At 67.9% G+C, this 17,441-nt stretch carries 18 protein-coding genes; 10 read left to right on the top strand and 8 right to left on the bottom strand.

Annotation, left to right across the window (positions count from 1 at the left end; genetic code table 11):
• Positions 1-3 precede the first annotated feature (3 nt).
• The 8 genes from crtI (at position 4) to TY25_RS26945 (ending at position 7,882) form a co-directional block, all read left to right on the top strand.
• Complete coding sequence (crtI, locus tag TY25_RS26980) at positions 4-1,521, top strand: phytoene desaturase family protein (protein ID WP_042260667.1); 1,518 nt, start codon at positions 4-6, stop codon at positions 1,519-1,521.
• Positions 1,518-2,504 carry a phytoene/squalene synthase family protein gene (locus tag TY25_RS26975; protein ID WP_042260605.1) on the top strand — a complete coding sequence of 329 codons (987 nt, stop codon included), beginning with the start codon at positions 1,518-1,520 and terminating at the stop codon, positions 2,502-2,504. The genes crtI and TY25_RS26975 overlap by 4 nt, the downstream gene beginning before the upstream one ends.
• Before the next feature lie 9 nt (positions 2,505-2,513).
• On the top strand, positions 2,514-2,852 hold the full coding sequence (locus tag TY25_RS26970) for a lycopene cyclase domain-containing protein (RefSeq protein ID WP_042260603.1): 339 nt from the start codon (positions 2,514-2,516) through the stop codon (positions 2,850-2,852).
• Positions 2,849-3,181, top strand: coding sequence for a lycopene cyclase domain-containing protein (locus TY25_RS26965; RefSeq protein ID WP_042260600.1), 333 nt, complete (start codon positions 2,849-2,851; stop codon positions 3,179-3,181). The genes TY25_RS26970 and TY25_RS26965 overlap by 4 nt, the downstream gene beginning before the upstream one ends.
• Positions 3,178-4,764, top strand: a complete 1,587-nt coding sequence (locus TY25_RS26960) for an FAD-dependent oxidoreductase (RefSeq protein ID WP_042260597.1) — start codon at positions 3,178-3,180, stop codon at positions 4,762-4,764. Before TY25_RS26965 ends, TY25_RS26960 begins: the two co-directional genes overlap by 4 nt.
• On the top strand, positions 4,761-5,741 hold the full coding sequence (locus TY25_RS26955) for a DUF5914 domain-containing protein (RefSeq protein ID WP_042260596.1): 981 nt from the start codon (positions 4,761-4,763) through the stop codon (positions 5,739-5,741). Before TY25_RS26960 ends, TY25_RS26955 begins: the two co-directional genes overlap by 4 nt.
• 65 nt (positions 5,742-5,806) lie before the next feature.
• Complete coding sequence (locus TY25_RS26950; RefSeq protein ID WP_042260593.1) at positions 5,807-6,316, top strand: MarR family winged helix-turn-helix transcriptional regulator; 510 nt, start codon at positions 5,807-5,809, stop codon at positions 6,314-6,316.
• A gap of 138 nt (positions 6,317-6,454) precedes the next feature.
• Complete coding sequence (locus tag TY25_RS26945; RefSeq protein ID WP_042260591.1) at positions 6,455-7,882, top strand: MFS transporter; 1,428 nt, start codon at positions 6,455-6,457, stop codon at positions 7,880-7,882.
• 78 nt (positions 7,883-7,960) lie between these two features.
• On the opposite strand, the gene TY25_RS26940 is transcribed toward TY25_RS26945, so the two are convergent.
• Together TY25_RS26940 and TY25_RS26935 are read right to left on the bottom strand one after the other, a co-directional pair.
• The gene (locus TY25_RS26940) at positions 7,961-8,227 is read right to left on the bottom strand and encodes a carboxymuconolactone decarboxylase family protein (RefSeq protein ID WP_081869136.1); all 267 of its coding nucleotides are present in this window, start codon (positions 8,225-8,227) and stop codon (positions 7,961-7,963) included.
• 202 nt (positions 8,228-8,429) lie between these two features.
• Complete coding sequence (locus TY25_RS26935; RefSeq protein WP_042260589.1) at positions 8,430-9,164, bottom strand: AraC family transcriptional regulator; 735 nt, start codon at positions 9,162-9,164, stop codon at positions 8,430-8,432.
• Between the two features lie 134 nt (positions 9,165-9,298).
• Here TY25_RS26935 and TY25_RS26930 point away from each other — a divergent pair, with 134 nt between their 5' ends.
• A complete protein-coding gene (locus TY25_RS26930; RefSeq protein ID WP_042260588.1) occupies positions 9,299-10,516 on the top strand; it encodes an MFS transporter in 1,218 nt (405 codons plus the stop codon).
• Between the two features lie 496 nt (positions 10,517-11,012).
• On the opposite strand, the gene TY25_RS26920 is transcribed toward TY25_RS26930, so the two are convergent.
• Positions 11,013-11,774: an SDR family NAD(P)-dependent oxidoreductase gene (locus TY25_RS26920; RefSeq protein WP_172595795.1), complete on the bottom strand. Its 762-nt coding sequence runs from the start codon at positions 11,772-11,774 to the stop codon at positions 11,013-11,015.
• Entirely contained in the window at positions 11,771-12,244 is a 474-nt protein-coding gene (locus tag TY25_RS26915) for a VOC family protein (RefSeq protein WP_042260584.1), read from the bottom strand. The genes TY25_RS26920 and TY25_RS26915 overlap by 4 nt, the downstream gene beginning before the upstream one ends.
• Before the next feature lie 22 nt (positions 12,245-12,266).
• On the opposite strand from TY25_RS26915, the gene TY25_RS26910 reads away from it, so the two are divergent.
• Positions 12,267-12,938, top strand: coding sequence for a GntR family transcriptional regulator (locus TY25_RS26910; RefSeq protein WP_042260582.1), 672 nt, complete (start codon positions 12,267-12,269; stop codon positions 12,936-12,938).
• Between the two features lie 617 nt (positions 12,939-13,555).
• On the opposite strand, the gene TY25_RS26905 is transcribed toward TY25_RS26910, so the two are convergent.
• From TY25_RS26905 to TY25_RS26895, 4 genes are all read right to left on the bottom strand, one after another.
• Positions 13,556-14,350 (bottom strand): IclR family transcriptional regulator, encoded by a 795-nt coding sequence (locus TY25_RS26905; RefSeq protein WP_052383220.1) that lies wholly within the window; start codon positions 14,348-14,350, stop codon positions 13,556-13,558.
• Positions 14,351-14,614: 264 nt separating this feature from the next.
• The gene (locus tag TY25_RS42880; protein WP_146153950.1) at positions 14,615-14,812 is read right to left on the bottom strand and encodes a hypothetical protein; all 198 of its coding nucleotides are present in this window, start codon (positions 14,810-14,812) and stop codon (positions 14,615-14,617) included.
• 369 nt (positions 14,813-15,181) lie between these two features.
• Positions 15,182-16,183, bottom strand: coding sequence for a mevalonate kinase (gene mvk, locus TY25_RS26900; RefSeq protein ID WP_042260580.1), 1,002 nt, complete (start codon positions 16,181-16,183; stop codon positions 15,182-15,184).
• Positions 16,184-16,584: 401 nt separating this feature from the next.
• On the bottom strand, positions 16,585-17,298 hold the full coding sequence (locus TY25_RS26895; protein ID WP_042260578.1) for a DUF899 family protein: 714 nt from the start codon (positions 17,296-17,298) through the stop codon (positions 16,585-16,587).
• Positions 17,299-17,441 lie beyond the last annotated feature (143 nt).

The raw sequence follows: 17,441 nt of genomic DNA, 5'->3' as shown, positions 1-17,441 counted from the left end.
ATGATGCGCACCGTAAAAGGCCGCACCGATCATGTCGTGGTCGTCGGCGCGGGTCTGGCGGGTTTGTCGACCGCCATGCACCTGGCCGGCCGAGGGCGTTCGGTCACCGTGGTCGAGCGGGACGCCACGCCGGGCGGCCGGATGGGTCGGCTCGATATCGACGGCTATCGCATCGACACCGGCCCGACCGTACTCACGATGCCCGACCTGCTCGATGACGTTTTCGCGGCGGTCGGGGAGAAGACCGCGGACCGGGTGGAGCTGATCCCGGTGACTCCCGCCTATCAGGCGCGCTTCGCCGACGGCCGCACGCTCGACGTGCACAGCGACGCCGAGGAGATGACGCGGCGGGTCGACGCGTTCGCCGGTCCCGGGCAAGCCGCGGGATACCGCAGGCTGCGTGACTGGCTGGCCGAACTGTATGCGGCGGAGTTCGATCGCTTCATCGGGTCGAACTTCGAATCGCCGCTGTCGCTGGTTTCGCCCGCTCTGGCCCGGCTGGTCGCGCTGGGCGGATTCCGCGGCTGGGACCGCAAGGTCGCCGAGTTCATCAGCGATCCGCAATTGCGGCGGGTCTTCACCTTTCAGTCGCTGTACGCCGGCGTCGCGCCCCAGCGCGCGCTGGCGGCGTACGCCGTGATCGCCCACATGGACACCATGGCGGGGGTGTACTTTCCGCGCGGGGGCATGCGTGCGGTGCCCGACGCGTTGGCGGCGGCGGCCACCGATGCCGGTGTGCGGTTCCGTTATGGCGCGTCGGTGACGGAGCTGGTCCGGTCCGGCGGTCGAGTACACGCCGTGCGTACCGATCAGGGTGACGAAATAGCCTGTGACGCAGTGGTCCTGACCACCGAACTGCACCGTAGCCACGCTCTGCTCGGTCATCGTTCGCGCCGTCCGATCGCCGTGCGCGCCGCCCCCTCGGCGGTGATCCTGCACCTCGGTTGTGACCGCGGCAGCGAGATCGCGCACCATTCACTGCTGTTCGGTGCCGCGTGGGAAAGCGTCTTCCGCGACATCACCGCTGACGGGCGGGTCATGTCCGACCCCTCGCTGCTGCTCACGCGCCCCACCGCCGCGGATCCCGCGTTGGCCCCGCCGGGGCGCGACCTGTTCTATCTGCTCGCACCCGCGCCGAATCTGTCCCGCGGCGAAATAGATTGGGACCGAACAGGTCCGGAATACGCCGAGCAGATCCTCGCCATCGCGCGCCAGCGGCTGGGACCCGATGCGCTGCGCGGCGCCGAGGTGCTGCAGGTGGTGACGCCCGCGGACTGGGCCCGTCAGGACATGCTCGACGGCAGCCCCTTCGCCTTGGCGCACACCTTCGCGCAAACGGGTCCGTTCCGCCCCGCCAACATGATCCGCGGTATCGAGAACGTGGTGCTGGCCGGCGGTTCCACCGTTCCGGGGGTCGGGATACCGCCGGTGCTGATCTCCGGCCGCCTCGCCGCGGATCGAGTGACCGGCTCATGGAGCGAGGCCGGGCGGGCGGTCTTCGCGGATCGGCAGGCCCGATGACGCGCACCGAACTCGACGCCGCCGGGATCAGCGATCCGGCGCTACGCCGGTCCTACCGAGAATGCCGGGCGCTCAACGCCGAACACGGCAAAACCTTCTTCCTCGCGACGCGGTTGCTCGCGCCGGATCAGCGACCCGCGGTGCACGCCCTCTACGGGTTCGCACGGCGTGCGGACGATATCCTCGACGGTTTCGATCCGCTGCTCACCGTGCCCGAGCGCGCTAGCCGATTGGGCCTGCTGGCCAAGCAATTCGAGTCCGGCGACGCCGACGGCGACCCGGTGCTCGCCGCGGTGCTGCACACCGCCGAACGCTATCGAATCCCCGGACATCTCTTCGACGCGTTCCTGACCTCGATGCGAATGGACCTGTCGGTCACCGACTATGCGAACCGGTCCGAACTCGACGACTATGTCTACGGTTCGGCCGAAGTGATCGGACTGCAGCTGCTGCCGGTGCTCGGGACCGCGACATCGGTGGCCCAGGCCGCACCGTACGCGGCAGCCCTGGGTAAAGCGTTCCAGCTCACCAACTTTCTGCGCGATATCGACGAGGATTTGGCGCGCGACCGCGTGTACCTGCCCGCCGACGAGCTCGCCGCGCACGGCGTCGATCGCGAACTGCTGCTGTGGTGCAGCAGGAACCGCAAGACCGAGCCGCGGGTCCGTGCCGCGTTGGCCGCACAACACGAGATCACCCGTGGTATCTACGATTACGCTCGCGCCGGCATCGAGTCGCTGGCACCGCGTTCCCAGCCCTGCGTGGCGACGGCGCTGACGCTCTACGCGCGCATTCTCGACCGGATCGAACAGCGCGACTTCGAAGTCTTCGGCCATCGGGCCAGGGTCGGCACCGGGACGCGGCTGCGCGTCGGCGTATCCGGTGCTGTCGAAGCCTGGTGGGTCCGGCGGCGCAGTGACGCGCGACCTGCGCCGGTTTCGGCGCCCGCACCGGTGCGCGGCACCGCCCACGAGGATCGTTGAGGAGGGCGCGTGGACCGATGGCACTATCTCCTCGTGCTGCTGGCGTGCGTGCTGCTGACGGTCCCGCTGGAATTCGTCGGCCAGGGCGTGTATCGCAGGCCTCGACTGCTGCTCGGCACCCTCGTGCCCGTCGCCGCGTTCGTCATCTGGGATCTCGTCGCGATCGCCGCGGGCGTATGGAGTTTCAACTCGCGGTACCTGATCGGCGTCCTGCTGCCGGGCGGGCTACCGCTGGAGGAACTGCTGTTCTTCGTGGTGGTACCGCTATGCGGGCTACTGACCTTCGTAGCGGTCGAGCGGCTGCTGCGCACCGCCGCGACGTTGCGCCGGAAGCGGGCCGAGCGGTGAACTTCGGTGGCATCGGCTACACGCTGCCCGCCGTCGCGGCGGTCGCCGTGGTGTGCGTGCTGGAGTGGAAATGGCTGCGCACCGGGCTGTTTCGCCGCCCGGCCTACTGGCTGTCGATGGTGATCGTGCTCGGCTTCCAGATCCCGGTCGACGGCTGGCTGACCAAACTGCATGCCCCCATCGTCAGCTACGACCCGAATCATATTCTCGGACTTCGTTTTCCGCTGGACATCCCGGTAGAAGACTTTCTTTTCGGGTTCGCGCTGGTGACCGCGGTGCTGCTCGGCTGGGAGCGGACGCGGCAGCGACAGGAGGAACCTCGACGATGACCACCGTCACCGAAATCGGGCGCGATGCGCGCCGGGTGCGTTACCCGGCAGCGCCGGGCCTGGCCGATCTCGGCCGAGGGGGCATACGGCCCAGAGCGGTCGTCGTGGGCGCGGGTATCGCGGGGTTGGCCGCCGCGACCGGCTTGGCCGAGCGCGGAGTCGACGTCGAGGTCGTCGAGCGGGAGCACTATCTGGGTGGGCGGGTGGGCGGCTGGGCACACCGGCTCCCCGACGGCACCCCGGTCGCCATGAATCGCGGCTTCCACGCCTTCTTCGCGCAGTACTACAACTTGCGAAAGTTGTTGTCGCGCAGTGATCCGCAGCTCGGCAGGTTGCGCAGGCTGGACGATTACCCGCTGATCGACGGCCACGGCCGCGTGGACAGCTTTCGCGGCCTGCCCAGGACGCCACCATGGAACGCGCTCGCCTTTGCGTTGCGCAGTCCCACGTTCCGGCTACGGGATCTGATCCGGCTCGATGCGCGCGCGGCGGCGCCGCTGGCCGCGGTCTCGGTGCCGGGTATCTACGAGTTGCTCGACCACCTGGACGCGGAAACCTTCCTGCGCGAGATCAACTTCCCGGAAGCGGCCCGGCACTTGGCCTTCGAGGTGTTCTCGCGCAGCTTCTTCGTCGAACCCCGGCACATGTCGGCCGCGGAACTGGCGACGATGTTCCACATCTATTTCCTCGGTTCCAGCGAGGGGCTGGTATTCGACGTCGCGGCGGACAATTTCGACGCGAGCCTGTGGACGCCGCTGCGGGAGTACCTCACCGCATCCGATGTACGGGGACGCCCGGGAAACGTCCGGTTCCATACGGGCGTAGCGGTGGACCGGATCGAAACCACCGGCGGCGGTTTCCTCGTCACCGACGACGCGGGCGCGGCGATCTCGGCCGACGCGGTGGTGCTGGCTGCCGATATCGCCGGGCTGCGTCGCATCGTGGCCGCGTCGCCGACGCTCGGCACCGCCGAATGGCGCTCTGACATAGCGGATTTGGCAACAGCGCCGAGCTTCGCCGTCTATCGCCTGTGGCTGGACCGTCCGGTGCGCGCGGATCGGCCCGGATTCCTGGGGACCGGTGGGATGGATCCGCTGGACAACATCAGCGTCGTGGACACCTACGAACGCCAGGCGTCCGACTGGGCCCGCGAACACGGTGGCAGCGTCATCGAATTGCACGCCTATGCGGTAGCGGACGGGCCGCCGCCGGACGGGCAGGCCGAGCAGGTGCGCCGCCGACTGCTCGATCGGCTGCACGAGATCTATCCCGAGACCGCCGACGCACAGATTGTCGGTGAAACCATGTTGTGGCGCCAGGACTGCCCTCGATTCGCCCCCGGCGACTTCGCACGCAGGCCCGGAGTGCGGACACCGCAACCCGGACTCGTGCTGGCCGGTGACGGCATCCGTGTCGACCTACCGGTCGCGCTGATGGAACGGGCCGCGACCACCGGCTGGCTCGCGGCGAACGCGCTGCTGAGCCGGTGGGGCGGTGCGGGGCACCGGTTGCAGACGGTACCGGGCCAGGGGCGCTCGGCGGTATTGCGTTCGCTGGCTGCCCGCGGAAGGACTGATCGATGAACAAGATTCCGCTGCAACGGTTCTCCCCGGAGAAGTGGTCACGGCAACGTCCCACCTACGGCGACGCCGATCCGGCGCTGATCGCGGCGGCGCTGCGCTGGTCCCAGGGGCGGCCGTCGGGCAATTGGTACGTCATCGCCGGGAGCCGGGAGATCCGCGAGGATCGGCCGTTCGCCACCACGGTCGCCGGTGTAGAGGTCGTCGCGTGGCGCGATCGCAGCGGCAGCCTGCACGTCGGTCCCGGGGCGTGCCCACACCTGGGGGCCGATCTCGCGACCGCGCAGATCGAAGACGCCGCGCTGATCTGCCGGTGGCACGGACTGCGAGTCGGCGCGCAGGGCTCCTCGCGATGGTGCCCGTATCCCGGTCACGACGACGGGGTGCTCGCCTGGGTGCGCCTGGACGCGCTCGGCGGCGAAGAACCCACCGCCACACCGATTCTCGGCGATCGACCGGCCGATGCGACCGTGCACGCCGTGACCCGCCTGGTCGGCAACTGCGAACCCCGCGACATCATCGCCAACCGACTCGACCCGTGGCACGGATCATGGTTCCACCCGTACTCTTTCGCCCGTTTGGAGGTGACGCAGACACCGCCACGCCACGGCATCACCGACGACAATCATCGGTTCCTGCTGACGGTGACCTTCCGGGTGACCCGCCGTCTCGGCGTGCCGGTCGAGGCGGAATTCACCTGTCCGGACCCGCGCACCATCGTCATGCGCATCATTTCCGGCGAAGGGACCGGCAGCGTGGTCGAAACCCATGCCACCCCACTGGGTCCGGGCCCGGACGGCCGCGCCCGGACCTCCGTGGTCGAGGCGGTGATCGCCTATTCCGAGCGTCCGGGCTTCCGGCACGCCAGACCGGTGCTGCCGCTGTTGCGTCCGATGATGCGGTATGCGGCCGAACGGCTGTGGCGGGATGACCTGATCTATGCCGAGCGCCGCTATCACCTGCGCAACCGGCCGCGGTGAGGCCGGAAACCACGGGGACCCGGCCCCTCAAGTGGACGGGCGTACCACGTTAAGCTACCCGGACCATGGACAACGACGAGCCGACGAGAGACCCACGCCCGGGGGGAGCGCGCGCGGAGCTGGAGCAGGCGATCGCCCTCGACATCCGGGCGCTGACCGCGGTCTCCGAGGAGATCGGCCATGTATTCGCTCGGTCGAACGATCTGCGGCCCAATGATTTTCGAGCCTTGCTGCTCATTGCCGTCGCGGACATGGAGGGCAAGCCGCTCACCGCGGGACAACTCGGCGGCATGCTCGGCGTCACCTCGGCGGCCGTGACGTACCTGGTCGAACGAATGATCGCGTCCGGGCACATTCGAAGGGAAACCGACGCCGCCGACCGCCGCAAGGTGATCCTGCGCTACGACGAGCACGGGATGCGGGTCGCGCGCGAGTTCTTCACACCGGTGAGCAATCACATCAGCTCCGCCTTGACCGGCATGACGGATACGGAATTGACCGCCGCGCACAAAGTGCTGCACTCCGTGATCGAGGCGATGCGCCACTACTACAGCGCTCTGGCGCCGGAGCGTTGAGTTCGGATTCCGGGATCCAGCTCTGCGGAGCGTCGCTCGGGGATCGGTCCGCCGTCGTCTTAGCCTGAGATGGTGCCGCGATGGTCATGGCGGGAGTAGCGCGGCCGCGGATCGCGAACTCGAGGAGGTTATGTCCTTGTGGCTGTGCTGACCCCGCGCGAACGTCCTAGGCGTTGGTCGCTGGACGACATCGTCGTCACCGATCCGCCGATCATCCGCCGGGCGATCGGCGCGGCGAGCATCGGCAATATCACCGAGTGGTACGACTTCGGCGTCTACGCCTATTTCGAACCCACGATCAAAGAGGTGTTCTTCGCCGATCTCGGCGACACCGCCGGTACGATCGCCACCTTCGGCCTGTTCGCGGTGGCGTTCCTCGTCCGCCCGTTGGGCGGTATGTTCTTCGGTCCGCTGGCCGACCGTATCGGCCGTAATCGGGTGCTGGCGACCACGATGATCCTGATGGCGCTCGGCACCTTCGCCATCGGCTGCATCCCGGACCAGAATTCGATCGGTTTCTGGGCGCCCATGCTGCTGCTGTGCGCGCGGCTGTTGCAAGGCTTCTCCACGGGCGGTGAATACGGCAATGCGATGACCTTCATCGCCGAATACGCGCCGGACCGGCGACGCGGATTTCTCGGCAGCTGGCTGGAATTCGGCACTTTCACCGGATATCTGCTCGGCGCGCTGATCGTCACGCTCGCCGATGCGACACTGAGCCACGAGCAGTTGCTCTCGTGGGGCTGGCGGCTGCCGTTCTTCCTCGCGCTGCCGCTCGGCATCGTCGGCGTCTACCTGCGCATGCGTTTGGCCGACACCCCCGCTTTCGCCGCATTGGAGAAAGAGTCCGAGCAGCGCGAGAAGGCGAACAAGACCGGCGACGAGGCCAAGATTCTGGCCGAGCTGTGGCCGTACGTCCTGGTCTGCATGGGTCTGGTCGTGGTCTGGAATGTCCCCAATTACATGCTGACCTCCTACATGCCGACCTATGTCACCGCCACGGTGCCCGACGCTACCGGCGGTGGGGTGTCCTCATCGGTCTCGCAGTGGCTGCAGATCGCCGTGATGGCCGTCGCGTTGCTGACCATTCCGGTGATCGGTTTCCTCTCCGATCGGGTCGGCCGTAAACCGATTATCTGGACCGGTATCGCAGCCTTGGTCGTGCTGTCGTTCCCGATGGTGCTACTGGTCCGCACGAACAATGCGTTCACCGTTTTCGTGGGTTTGCTGATGATGGGGCTGACGCTCATCTGCTTCAGCGCGACGATGCCCTCGACCCTGCCCTCGCTGTTTCCCACGAAGGTGCGCGGCGCAGGCCTGTCGGTCGCATTCAACGTCGCGGTCTCCCTGTTCGCGGGCACCACCTCGGTGGTCGTCGGCGCGCTCGTCGGCCTGACCGGCGATTTGAACTGGCCCGCCTACTACCTGATCATCGCGGGCATAGTAGGCGCCGCATCCGTGTACTTCCTCCAAGAACCCAATGGCAGACACATGTGGGGTTCGGCCCCCGCCGCTCGATCCGAAGAGGAAGCAGCCGAATTCGTCGGTTCGCAAGCACCGACGTAGCGTGTGTGACCCGCGCGATGTCTTGCAGAAGATGAGGAAATCGCCGGGGCAAGGAGGGTGCCGTTCCCATGATCACCTCTACGATGCCGACAGTAGTTCGTGTTCGGCGAGGACTTTCTTGATGGTGAACATGAACTCCATTGCGCGGGGAAAGCCGCAGTAGACGGCCGAATGGAGAGCGGTTTCGAGTAGTTCTTCCGAGGTAAGCCCCGCCGTGAGAGCCGCCTTGGCGTGCACCGTGAGTTCGCGCTCGCACCCGCCCAGCGCGGCCAGCATGCCGAGTGTGACCAGTTGCCGGGAGCGATTTCGGGTGGTTTCGTCCGGGTTCGACACAGGATCGACCATCGAATGTCCTTTCAGGGGCTGATAAACCGACGCAGGAGGGCAATACGCACGGCAGGCGTGCCTGTCGCCCGAAATTAGCGAATTTCCGCGACGGCGCACACCACCGAACGGATGAACGGCGACAGCCACTCGGCTGCCGCCCACCATCCTCCGGGCGGTCCGCACTCGACGGCGAGAGCAGCGCGGCAGCGAGATCGGCTGTCTAGTCGGAGCTTTCGTCGATCGCGGCGGCGCGGTAGGCGCCCGGAGTCTGTCCCATGGTGCGACTGAACGTGTCGACGAAGGCGCTGGGCGTGGCCCAGCCGCAGCGGTGCGCCGTCTGCGTGACGGAAGCGCCGGCGGTGAGTTCGAGCATGGCCTGGAAGACCCGGGTGGTGGTGCGCCACTGCGGGTAGGTGGTGCCGAACTCGCCGCGGAACAGGCGCGCGAGGTGGCGTTCACTCGTGCCCACTTGCCGGGCCAGCCAGGTCATGGTGCGGGGCCGGCTCAGATCGTCGACGACGAGTTGGCAGGCGCGAGCCAGGCGCGGGTCCTGCGGTTGCGGCAGAGCCAGTGGCGTGACGTGGGCGCGGCGGAGACGGTCGCGGATGACGGCGCGCAATCGGGTCGATTCATCGTGGGGGAGTTCGGGTTCCGTGGCGGCGATGAGTAATTCGCGCAGCAGTGCGGACACCGCGAGGACGGTCGGTGAGTCGTCGGGGAACAGTGTGTCGTGGGCGGGAAACTCGAGCAGATGCACGTCGGCGCGTCCGTAGACGCGATGCTCGTGCCACGTGCCCGCGGGTGTCCACACGGCGCGGTGGGCACCGGCGACCCAGGTGCCGTGCTCGGTGCGCACCGCGAAAATGCCGCTGCTGACATACATCAGCTGATGTACGTCGTGCCGGTGCCGAGCGATGACCTCGCCCGCCGGAAAGTTCTGTCGGATTTGCGACACAACTGGACAGTTTATCGGAAGATCGAACCTCCGCCGCCGCGCATCGTAGAGACATGCGAGCGACGAGATCACTGGGAAAGCCATCGCCGAGTCCCCGCCCCGCGGTGGCACCGCCCCGTGACCGGCTGCGACGCATGGTGGCCGACACCAGGCCGCTGGCGCACGCGGGCTTCCGGCGCATCTTCCTCGGGCAGTCGACCGCCGTCGTCGGGATGATGGTCACCTCGGTGACCGTTGCGGTGCAACTGTTTTCGCTGACCGGGTCGTCATTGGTGGTGGGGCTGGCCGGGTTGGTCGGGCTGGTGCCGACGATCGTGTTCGGCCTCTACGGTGGCGCTGTCGCCGACGCCATCGATCGCCGCAAGCTGTATCTGTTCTCGTCGTCGCTGACCTGGGCGATCACGCTCGCGCTGCTGGCGCAGAGCGTACTGGGGATCCGTTCTCCCGCACTGATTCTGGTGCTGGTCGCGGTGCAGGCCGGTGGTTTCGCGGTGTCGGCGGCGGTACGCGGCGCACTCATACCGATGTTGGTGCCCGCCGAACAACTACCGGCCGCCAACGCGCTGAACTACACCGCGGGCACGCTCGGGCAAGTTCTCGGACCGCTGCTCGCGGGCGTATTGCTCGCGCTGCCACACGGATTCGCGCTCGCCTATGGCGCCGATGCCGTGCTGTTCACCGCCGCGCTGTACGCCGCCGCGCGGTTGCCACCGTTGCCCGCGGCCGCGGTGGCCGCCCGTCCCGGCCTGCGTTCGGTGTTCGAAGGCCTGCGTTTCCTGGCCACGAACCCGGTGCTGTCGACCTCGTTCGCGCTGGATACCGCCGCGATGGTGTTGGCGATGCCGACGGCACTGTTCCCCCAGGCCGCGGCCGAACGATGGCACGGCGGCGCGGGCGTGGGGGTGTTGTACTCCGCGATCGCCGTCGGTGCGTTGCTGGCGGGTGTGTTCGGGGGATGGATCGGCCGCGTGCGCCGCCAGGGGGTGGCGTTGGGCGTCGCGGTGGTGGTGTGGGCCGCGGCCATCGCCGCCGCCGGGGCGGTCCGGAGTTTGTGGGCCGTTGTGGGATTGCTGGTCTTGGCGGGGGCGGCGGACCTGGTCAGCGCCGTCTACCGGGAGACGATGTTGCAGACCCAGGTGCCCGATGGAATGCGCGGACGTTTACAAGGTGTGTTCACCGTGGTCGTCGCGGGTGGTCCCCGTCTCGGTGACCTCAGAGCCGGTGCGATGGCGGCTGCCACGACGCTCACGATCGCCTGGTCCGGCGGGGCACTCGTCTGCATTGCCGTGGCAGTGATGGTGGCCATGAGCGTGCGATCGTTCTGGCGCTACGACAGCGCGGCGCGTACGTGATCGGCCTTGCGGCGACTGTGGATCCGGGCATTCGTACGGATATCCCAGTTGACGGGCTCGTATTCATGGATCCGTACGGGCCGTCAACCGTCCCGGCCGGCGCCGTGGTCTCGCGCGGGCCCGTGGCGCGCTGGCTCTGGGAGCTCGAGGCCCGATCGCCGGTGGCGTCGACCTCGTCCCGGGCGGCGATGGCCGCGAGGAGACCGCGGTGCAGCCGGGCGCGCGCGGCCGTCTCCGGGACCCAGGGCATGGCGCCGATCTGTTCGGTGACTGCGACGCTGAGCGTGTCGTACAGCTCGGTGAGCAGGGTGTTTTCGCCTGCGCGCATGCCCCACGCCCAGCTGCTCGACGAGATCGTGTTCAGGGGGTATCCGCATGCCGACCGGCCAGGTGCCGAGGCGATCAGCTCGCGCAGCGTGTCCACAGATTGCGCGGACAAACTCGCGACGCGGCGTGGGGCGCGAAGTCCACTGGCCGCGTCGCTCGCGCAAGGTGTTCAGGTGCGCAGGTAGGACGCGCCGTTGAGATCGAGGATCGTGCCCGAGGCCCAGGCGGCGTCGGGGGAGGCGAGGTAGAGCACGGCGGCGGCGATTTCGCCCGGTGTACCGACCCGGCCGAAGGGGCTCTGCGCGCGGACCTCGTCACCGGCGTCGCTCGCGAGTTTCGCTTCTTGCCGTTCGGTGCTGATGAATCCGGGTGCCACGGAGGTCACCGCGATGCCATGGGGTGCGAGTGCGACCGCCATGGACTGTCCGAAGGCGTGCAGCGCGGCCTTGCTCGCCGCGTATGCGGGAAATTCGGGTTCGCCCCGGAACGCGCCGCGGGAGCCGATGTTGATGATGCGGCCGGGCTCACCGCGGTCGATCAGATGCCGGGCCACCCCATACGTCAGGTGCACCGCGCCGAGCAGGTTGACCTCGAGCATCTGTTGCCAAATACGTTGCCATTGCCCGAAATCGACCTCGGCGACCGCGTGCCGGGTGGTGGCCGAGGTGGCGACGGCGGCATTGTTGACCAGGATGTCGATTCCGCCCAGCGCGTCCACGGCCGTTTCGACCACCTGCCGAGCGGTCTCCGGATCACCGAGGTCACCGGTGATCGTGGTGTGCCCCGCGCCGGGCAACAGCCGCAGAGTTTGCGCCGCGGCGTCGGCGTCCTTGCCGTAGTGCACCGCCACGCGATCGCCGTTTTCGGCGAACGCCACTGCCACTGCCCGGCCGATCCCGCGGGACGCCCCGGTCACCAACACTCGTCTCATCGGGCGAACACCTGCGTCTCGTCGGCGAACGCCTTGAACTCCAATGCATTACCGGCTGGATCCCGGAAGAACATCGTCCACTGTTCCGCTGGGCGATCGGGGAATCGCAGGTATGGCTCGATCAGGAATTCCACACCGGCCGTGCGTAGCCGCTCGGCCAGGGCGTGGAAGTCGTTCGCGGGCAGCAGTAGTCCGAAATGGGGCACCGGCACATGGTGTCCGTCGACTTCGCTAAGTCCCTGCGCGGTGATCTCGCCCGTCACCAGATGGGTCACCAACTGGTGGCCGTGCAGGTTCCAGTCGATCCAGTGGTCGCTGCTGCGCCCTTGTTCGAGTCCGAGGATGTCTCCGTAGAAGCGGCGGGCGGCGTCCAGGTCATCGACCGGGATTGCCAAATGCATGGCGGGGCGGGTTGGCATGGTCAGCACTCCTTCTTCCTGCAATCCGGCTTTCAGCTTGCTCCGCGCCATGTCCTAATGTCAACATTAGGACATGAACTTACCGTTGCCCAGGGCGGCACGTCGCGGGCTCGCGAACGAAGCCGCCGACGTCATCCGCGACGCGATCTTCGCCGGAGACATCGCCCCCGGTGCGCCGCTTCGCGAGGTCGAACTCGCCGCCGCGCTCGGTGTCAGCCGCGGATCGGTTCGCGAAGGCCTGGCCCTGCTGCAGCGGGAGGGCTTGATCCGCAGCGGTTGGCATCGCGGCACCGCCGTCATCGAGGTCACGCCACAGGACATCGAAGAGGTTTACGCGGTCCGCGGTGCGCTCGACCGGCTGGCCGCGATCAGCGCCCAGGCCACCGCGAGTCCGCAGCAGTTGGCGCCGCTGGACGACCTGGTCGCGGCGATGGCGGGCGAGATCGCCGGTGCGGCATCTGGGCCGCGACTGCTCGCTCTCGACATCGCCTTCCACGACCAGATCTATGACGCCGCAGGCAACCAACGGCTCAGCCAAGCGTGGCAGGCCGTGCGATCTCAGGTCTACCTGTTCCAGATGCACCGTGTCGCAGCGGGATACGAGCACTATCGGGACCGGGTGATCGATGAGCATCGCGAGCTGGCGGAGTTGCTGCGGTCCGGTGATCGCGACACGCTGGCGCGCTGCGCCGAGGAGCACGTCGACTCGGCCCGGCGCAGTCTGCTCGCCCACCTCTCGGCCTGAGTGCGCCGCGAATCGTTCCCGCAGCCGGTGCCGGCCATGGGTGCCGCGCAAGGTTTCGTACGGCGCGTGCGTGTTGCTCGGCAGACACGCGCGCGGGGCGACGAAATGTGCGCGGCGGGCACTACGTTCAGTCGGGACCCGTGCCCTGCGCCGATAGCGTCCCGGATGACTTGGCCGGCCCGGCGGTACCGGTTCCGTTCTGCCGATCCTCGGTACGACCGACATCGAGATGGGCGGTGTCCATGTCGATTCGGCCGCACACGCACGCGCAAGGTGCTGGCGGTCGACCTCGGCGATCCGGTGTCGGACGGCCCCCTGATCGACCAGGTGTAGCAGGACCGTTGAAATCGGCCTCCCTCGACTGCAAAAGCACATCAGTCGGGCAGGTGTGACCCCACGAAACGCGACTGAAGCTCGCGGCGACCGGGGCGGCTCGACAGTCCGTAGCTTTGTCCCGCGGGGGTGGGTCGCGGATTACCAGGATCGGAATGCTGTAGTTGGTAGATGTCGCTGCTGATAATCGACGCTGTTTGGTGGCAGTTACGCTTGGTCCAGCACCGGCCTCGCCGATCAGTGGTGCGGCCACGAGACAACGCGGAACGTCCATCGCGGACCGGTCACCGATACCGATGCGCGCGCGTGATGGGTTCCGTCCGCGCGCTGTGCGTGCCGGTGCGCAGCGCTACCGAGACCGCGAACGCCGTCCGGCGGATCAAAGCGCACGCGCTGTCGATGTCGAACCGCGCGACGGTATCCCCGATCGCGATCGCCGCGACGGGACGCCGCCGCCGATCCATCACCGGGGTGGCCACGCAGCGCACCCCACGGGTGAATTCCTCGTCGCTGGTAGCGATTCCGCTGCTGCGCACGCGGGTGAGATGCGATTTCAGCTCCGCGCCCTCGGTTATCGTGCGCGGCGTCATCCGGTCGAGGCACTTGGCCCGCAGGAGGTCGGCGGGCTGATCGAGGGCGAACGCCAGCAGGACCTTGCCGATCGCGGTGCAGTGGACCGGCGCGAAGGTCTGACCGAACGACGGCGTCCGCGCCGCCGCGTGCCCGTAGATCCGCTCCGTGTACCGCACCTGGGAGCCGGCCAGGACGCCCAATGACACCGTCGCCCCGGTGCGTACATGCAAGTCGACCAGGAATGGAACGGCCGCCGCGCGCAACAGATCTCGGTTCTCCGGCGGCGGCACGGCGATACGCATCAGTCGTTGCCCGACAACGTAACCCGGCCCCTGCTGCTCGATCAGCCCGTTGGCGCACAGCACTCTGATCAGTCGCCACACCGTGGTCTTGGGCAACTCGGCCCGGCGCGCGAGGTCGGCGGGGCTGACCGGTTCGACCTGATCGCCGAGCAGATCCAGCAGTCGGGCGGATCGAGCGACCAGGCCCTCCGGCTGCTCAGGCATCGCACCGGAGTTCGCGCGGCCGCGCCGGGGGAGTTCCCCGCTCGGTTGCCGCCTCCGGCAAGTGGACAGGGTTTTCGCTCTCGCGCACGAGCGGGCGTGGATACCGCGGCATGATGGACATCGATCACTCCCTTGTGGCAACTACTTCCGAGCCCGCCGAGCCCGAACCTACTCAGGAAGATCCGCGCCGTAACCCCCTGCTCGGAGTTTGCACGCCCTGGGTGCAGAACGCCGTTCCCCCAATCGACCGATCCCAGCCGGAAACTACTGATTTGCCCACTTCGTCGCCGCCTGCTGAAGTTTGTCCAGCTTGCCCCGGTAACGCCCGGCGGTCCGCGCGTCGAGGAGGTCGGTCGCGCGCTTGATCGTGCCCTCATCGGCGCGGATCGCCGACTTGGCGGTCGCGCTGTTCACCTTGCCGCCCTTGGTCATTGCGAGAATTGTCGCCAGCGTCGATGCCATGCTCGGTCCTTTCGATCGGGAGGGCCGTCGCTCGGCCCTGCGATCTCCAAGATATATGCGAAAGTGTGCATATATCGACGCCTGCTGGCAATTTCTCAGTGAATGCACAGATCACCACAGGCCCGACGACGCACACGCGTAGAGCACGTCACGGTCTGGTCGGTTGATCACCAGGTAATGGTGGCGGAGGGCTCTTGGCTGATGCCGCAACCATTACCTGGTGATCGTTCGTCCAACTGCGATCCGGCTACGTCCCGGCGACCGGTGTGGCGAGGACGGGCCGCAGTGGCGATCACTTCGCGGAGGTGCCGGACAACCTGGCGATCGCTCGGCCGACGTCGGGGCGGGGAAGTGCTGCGGTGCGGGCGTTCATGCGCGGCGTCCGAGCGGGATCGTCCAGGTGCGTACGGCGCCGGCCCGTTGCAGCGCCGTCTTGACGGTGACGGCTTGCTCGTCGTTCTCGACGAGCGCGATCATGCAGCCGCCCAGGCCGCCGCCGGTCAGTTTCGCGCCCGCCGCGCCGGCCTCGATCGCGGCGGCGACCAGCCGATCGAGTGCGCCGCAGCTGACCCCGATTTCGCACAGCATGGCGTGGAAAGCGGTGCAGTGCTTGCCCAACTCGGCTACCCGTCCGGCGGCGAGATCCTCGGCCGCCATCCGGGTCAGCGCCGCTGCGTTGACCAAATGTGTTCGTGCCTGGTTGATCTCGCTGGCGAGCTGGGTGCGGACCTGGGTGACCGCGGCCTTGGTGCTGCCCGTGATCCCGGTATCGGCGACCACGATGCGGGCCCGCGTCGACCCCGAAAGCGGTTGCACCCAGCCCGATTCGAACCAGACCGGTCCCTCTGCCATACAGGCGACCGCGTCGATGCCGCTCGCGCTGCCGTGGGCCAGGTCTTCGCCGTGTTGTACCGCGCGGTGCAGGATCTCCGGTGTCAGTACGCAATCGAGATGATCGGCGAGCGCCCGCACAGCCGCGACGGCGCATGCGGCGCCGGCGCCGAGGCCCCGGCCGGGCGGTATCGCGGACCGCAGGACGAGGTCGACGCCACGCTCCGTGTAACCCACCAACCGCATGAACGCGTGTGCGGCCACTTCGACGCTGTCTCCCGACCGGCCGTCGGAACGCGGGTCGACGTGTACGAGGTGGCTGCGCGAGCGTTGTGCGTCGAGCACGGCGTCCGCGGCCGGGGAGCCGGCCGCCGCGCGACCGTACGCGGTGGCGTGCGCGCGGAGTTCGGGCATCGGTACCGCGATGGCCGGCATGCCGTACACCACCATGTGCTCACCGAGCAGAATGATCTTGCCGTGCGCGCTCCCCGCGCCTGCTCGGTATTCCTGTGCGGTGCGGTACAGGTTGTCGGAAATCACGCTCGAGCTCCCAACTCTGCGGCGGGTGAAGGTCTTTCGATTGCACCGGTGTGCGGCCCCCGCCTGCCACCCGCCGTTCCGCGGAACGGAACAAAGATCGACAACCGTCCTGTCGCACCCTGCAGACGACCGGCGGCGGTGCGGGTTCGTCCGCGAGCTCCAAGAGCTGCGCCGCCAACTGGCCGACCGCATGGTCGCCGGCAATCCTGCTGCGGGCGAGACCTTCTCGACGTTGACGGCGACTCTGACCGGCAAGGTCTCGGCGACCGACGCGGTAGCTGCCGACGAGGAGCCTGCTCCTCGCCCATGGTCGGCCTTCGATACGCAGGCATCGGGCGAGCCGGCCGCGATGGTGACCGGCGGCGGCGTGCGCGCGCCGTCAGGAGTTCGTATTCAGCCGCTCAGGCCTGGCGCGCACGTCCGGCGTAGTCGTTTTCGGCGTACCACTCGCCGCGCCCGGCGGGGAGCAGGTCCAGGATGTTCCAGACGGGGGAGAGGAGGTCGATGCCGCGTTGGGCGTCGTCGAGGAAGTTGGCGGGCAGGGTGTAAAAGTGGCGCACCGTGTCGCCCTCGGTGGTGAAGACGCTGATCATCGGGCGTTGGTCGCCGTCGGGCCGTTCGGCGTTCAGGTCGGCGTTGAAGGTGGTGTCGTGGCTGGAGAGAATGCGCAGGCCGTCCCAGCCGCGGCGCAGCGCCCAGCCGCGCAGTTTCGGCAGCGGGGCCTTGGCGACGACGGCGAAGCTGGTGCGCTGGCCCAGATGATGGGCGACGCCTTGGAAGCCGTCGACCCACATCGAGCACATCGGGCAGGCCGCATCGTCGTCCGGATGGAACATCAGGTGGTAGACGACGAGGGTGTCGTGCTCGCCGAACAGTTCCCGCAGTCTCGTGGTCCGGATGGGTCCGGGCCTGCCGAGGTCGGCCGGGCCCTCGGCGAAGGCGTAGTCGTCGAGGGTGCGTCCGGGCGGCATCGCCCGGCGGGCGGCGGCCACCGCCTCGATCTGATCGCGTAGCGTGCGTTCGGCTTTCGCCAGTTCGATACGGGCCGTGACGTATTCGTCGCTCGCGCCCTTGGGCCACATCGGTTCCATCGCCGCGGCATCCACTTCGCCCATGACGGGGGATCTCCTCTGGTTTCGGATAGTGAACGTGCCCTCGCGTCAAGGTACACGAAGCTACCGCGAACTAGGACTTGCCTCCGCCCCGCAGGCAGTTACTATATATTTATATACCTACCTGGCATGGTGGTGAGGAGTGC

The organism is Nocardia brasiliensis NBRC 14402 (genome assembly GCF_000308475.2).
GTDB lineage: Bacteria > Actinomycetota > Actinomycetes > Mycobacteriales > Mycobacteriaceae > Nocardia > Nocardia brasiliensis.
The sequence above is the reverse complement of the archived record's forward strand: the minus strand, read 5'-3'. Positions and strand labels throughout refer to the sequence as shown.

What these genes read in the sequence shown, in the direction of transcription:
- crtI (WP_042260667.1), top strand. Translation starts at nt 4, where the DNA reads ATGCGCACCGTAAAAGGCCGCACCGATCATGTCGTGGTCGTCGGCGCG.
- TY25_RS26975 (WP_042260605.1), top strand. Translation starts at nt 1,518, where the DNA reads ATGACGCGCACCGAACTCGACGCCGCCGGGATCAGCGATCCGGCGCTA.
- TY25_RS26960 (WP_042260597.1), top strand. Translation starts at nt 3,178, where the DNA reads ATGACCACCGTCACCGAAATCGGGCGCGATGCGCGCCGGGTGCGTTAC.
- TY25_RS26955 (WP_042260596.1), top strand. Translation starts at nt 4,761, where the DNA reads ATGAACAAGATTCCGCTGCAACGGTTCTCCCCGGAGAAGTGGTCACGG.
- TY25_RS26950 (WP_042260593.1), top strand. Translation starts at nt 5,807, where the DNA reads ATGGACAACGACGAGCCGACGAGAGACCCACGCCCGGGGGGAGCGCGC.
- TY25_RS26940 (WP_081869136.1), bottom strand. Translation starts at nt 8,227, where the DNA reads ATGGTCGATCCTGTGTCGAACCCGGACGAAACCACCCGAAATCGCTCC.
- TY25_RS26930 (WP_042260588.1), top strand. Translation starts at nt 9,299, where the DNA reads ATGGTGGCCGACACCAGGCCGCTGGCGCACGCGGGCTTCCGGCGCATC.
- TY25_RS26920 (WP_172595795.1), bottom strand. Translation starts at nt 11,774, where the DNA reads ATGAGACGAGTGTTGGTGACCGGGGCGTCCCGCGGGATCGGCCGGGCA.
- TY25_RS26915 (WP_042260584.1), bottom strand. Translation starts at nt 12,244, where the DNA reads ATGGCGCGGAGCAAGCTGAAAGCCGGATTGCAGGAAGAAGGAGTGCTG.
- TY25_RS26910 (WP_042260582.1), top strand. Translation starts at nt 12,267, where the DNA reads ATGAACTTACCGTTGCCCAGGGCGGCACGTCGCGGGCTCGCGAACGAA.
- TY25_RS26905 (WP_052383220.1), bottom strand. Translation starts at nt 14,350, where the DNA reads ATGCCTGAGCAGCCGGAGGGCCTGGTCGCTCGATCCGCCCGACTGCTG.
- TY25_RS42880 (WP_146153950.1), bottom strand. Translation starts at nt 14,812, where the DNA reads ATGGCATCGACGCTGGCGACAATTCTCGCAATGACCAAGGGCGGCAAG.
- TY25_RS26895 (WP_042260578.1), bottom strand. Translation starts at nt 17,298, where the DNA reads ATGGGCGAAGTGGATGCCGCGGCGATGGAACCGATGTGGCCCAAGGGC.